Here is a 2748-nt window from a genome sequence, read left to right as displayed (position 1 = left end):
GTTATATAGCGGTCAATATCAAAATCATTAATGTTCAAAATATCTTTTTTGTCGTATATATGTTTATTCTTAGCAATAGCGTCCTTTGATTCATGAGTCAAATATTCATATGAACCTTTGATATAATCAAGTATCTCAACATGAGCAACTGAACTATTCCCCAATTTTCGCTTAATCTTGTTCCTAACGCTTTCTATTGTTACAGGATTTCGTGCAATATATATAACGTGATAGTGTGGTTTTTTATAGTGCTTTCCATTTCGTATAACATCACTACTATTCCATGTATCTTTATCTTTTTTTTCGTCCATATCGTGTAAAGGACTGACAGCCATAGATACGCCCAAACTCTCTAATTTTTCTTTCCAATCATTAGGAATTGAGTCAGGATATAATAAAAATCCAAAATTTCTAGCTTTAGTATTTTTAATAGCCATGATATAATTACCTTATCAAAAACAAGTAGCGAAAACTCGTATCCTTCTAAAAACGCGAGCTTTCGCTTATTTTTTTTGTTCTGATTCCTTTCTTGCATATTCTTCTATAGCTAACGCCGCAACCGCAGATTTTGAAAAACCTTTTTGTTTCGCCATATCTGTTAATTTTTTATCTTGCTCTTTTGTCAGAGAAATCATAACTCTTTTTTTCGATTCTGAAATCACCATTTAAAAAACTCCAATCAAATAATTTTATAAAAATAGTGTATCACTTTGTAATCATAAAAACAACAATAAAGCTACTTAAATATAGATTTATAAAAAACGTTGGCGAAAACGTTGGCGATTCGTTGGCGATTGAAAAACCCCTCAAACCCTTGAGCCAGTTGGGATAGAGCGTTTTTGGCACAAAAATTGGCACTCGGCACTTAATGGGGGGTCGTAGTACCCCCCCATTTTTCAAAATTCCAAATTTTTTTCAAAAATTTTCCAGCGCTACCGCTCGGCAAAATTGCAAGCAATTTTAAAACCATGAGGGAATTTCATTCCCTCAAACTCCCTTGAGCCTCCTCCGACCGAAATAAGGGGCGCTACGCTTATTATTTCATTCAGTCATCGGCTTTCATAATCTAACAGCGAACCTGATTAGCTACAAGGGACGCTACGCTTAAACCCTTTCCGCAAATCAGAACCCCTGTTTTAACGATTATGCCGATAACTAAACGAAATAAACGCTAAATCCTCTTAGAAACGATTTTAAGCCCGTTACAGCCCTTTAATTAATCCTGAGTAAATTTATCCGTACGGTTAGTCAAAAATGCTTAAAACCCAAAATATGACCTTCTAGGGACACTAAAACAAGAAGTATGTTATGATAATTTAGTAAACTTAAAGGAGTGATACAATCATGGAGCTAATCGTAGATATTTCATCAATGGCCTCAGTAGTTCTTGTTATTATATTAATTTTTAAATATCAAGAAATAATCAATCTTAAAAAATCCACTAAAATAATAATTCTTTTATTGTGTATTACTGTGATCTGCGCTAATTTGTTGAATTATATTGATTTTTATCATGGGTTCATTAAGGGACTGAATTCCTAATTCATATATTTAATATGTATGCCTTTGATATAAAATTCTAGTACTATTCAAAACAAAAATAGGACTAAACAAAAAAGTTTAGTCCTATTTTTGTTTTCCTCATCGGTCTGCTCGATGACAGGAGCAGTCAGATTGAAAATCTGAAATATATTCAAATTATTTTCCTAAGGGCGCACTTATATACCATGAAAACCATGGTATAAATTGCCAATATTTTAGATTAGACGTGTTGGAAAAACTCGCTTTGCTCGTGTAAATAAAAACGTTATAATATATTATAGCGATCTTAGTAAGTGGATATACACTTACGGTAAAAAGAATCATCTTCCACTCGGTCACACCTAAAATTTACATTTTAGTTTGTTCCTCGTTTCAGACGATTCTTTTTATTTTTGGGGCGTTGCCCCAATCCCCATAGTCTATTTTTTTGTTGTTGCCAAAGGCAACTTCTTATACAGGTTTTTAGGGTTTAGCACGACATCAATTTATTTGATGTGTAAGTGCGCCTTTAAGATTTTCTTTGGGTTTTTTTCATTGCCATTTTTAAAGCAATGCGCACTTACACACCACTCCAAAATTGGGTGGTTTTTGTGCTTAAAAAAATGTATCAGAAGTCGGCTAGCCGACAACAAAAAAAGCGCTAATAAATTAGCGCCATAAATAAAATATAAATTAATCACTTTTTCTTTTTTTGCCAAACAGCATCGATCATTTTGTTTATTGCAATCGTATTGCTATTAATCGCAACATCAAACCAAAATAAAACCCCCCTTCGACTTTCGTCAGGGGGGCTTTTATTTATTCAATAATCCCTCCTCTCAATAAATCTATTATTGTACTTAATTCAACTTCCATTTCTCTGTATCTTTCAATACGCTCTTTTAAGTCCTTAATTTCTTTTTTTAATTCCTCATTTTCAGCAAATAACTCTTTTTCTTTGTTTGTCATTTTATTTCCCCCGTTTCAGCATCAAGAACCTTTGCATAACTTGCTCTATATCCACACTGATAATTGCCCTCAAACCATAATCTAAAGGCGCTAGAGTTTGTTGAAACAATATCTTTTACATCATTCGTATTTAAAATTCCAAACTCCGCTCCCCTAAGGCGAATAAAAGCCATTAAATCTTTTGTATTTACCAAATTATAGTCATCCACTATATCTAAAAGTAAATTCTTCAATTCTCTTTTTTGGCTTTCATCAAGT

At 32.9% G+C, this 2748-nt stretch carries 3 protein-coding genes and 1 pseudogene; all 4 read right to left on the bottom strand.

The window, feature by feature from the left end; all coding sequences use genetic code 11:
- The coding region (locus ED2_RS14275; RefSeq protein WP_439709121.1) for a Rep family protein at positions 1-431 on the bottom strand (431 nt) is incomplete at its 3' end.
- A 72-nt stretch (positions 432-503) separates the two neighbouring features.
- Positions 504-665, bottom strand: coding sequence for a hypothetical protein (locus tag ED2_RS14270; RefSeq protein WP_010892285.1), 162 nt, complete (start codon positions 663-665; stop codon positions 504-506).
- Positions 666-2340: 1675 nt separating this feature from the next.
- Entirely contained in the window at positions 2341-2490 is a 150-nt protein-coding gene (locus tag ED2_RS15780; RefSeq protein ID WP_060789919.1) for a hypothetical protein, read from the bottom strand.
- Positions 2487-2748, bottom strand: a pseudogene (locus ED2_RS14255) (replication protein); the annotation flags it as partial. The pseudogene ED2_RS14255 and the gene ED2_RS15780, both read right to left, overlap by 4 nt.

Source organism: Enterococcus durans NBRC 100479 = LMG 10746, assembly GCF_001544215.1.
GTDB classification, from domain to species: Bacteria; Bacillota; Bacilli; order Lactobacillales; family Enterococcaceae; genus Enterococcus_B; species Enterococcus_B durans.
The sequence above is the reverse complement of the archived record's forward strand: the minus strand, read 5'-3'. Positions and strand labels throughout refer to the sequence as shown.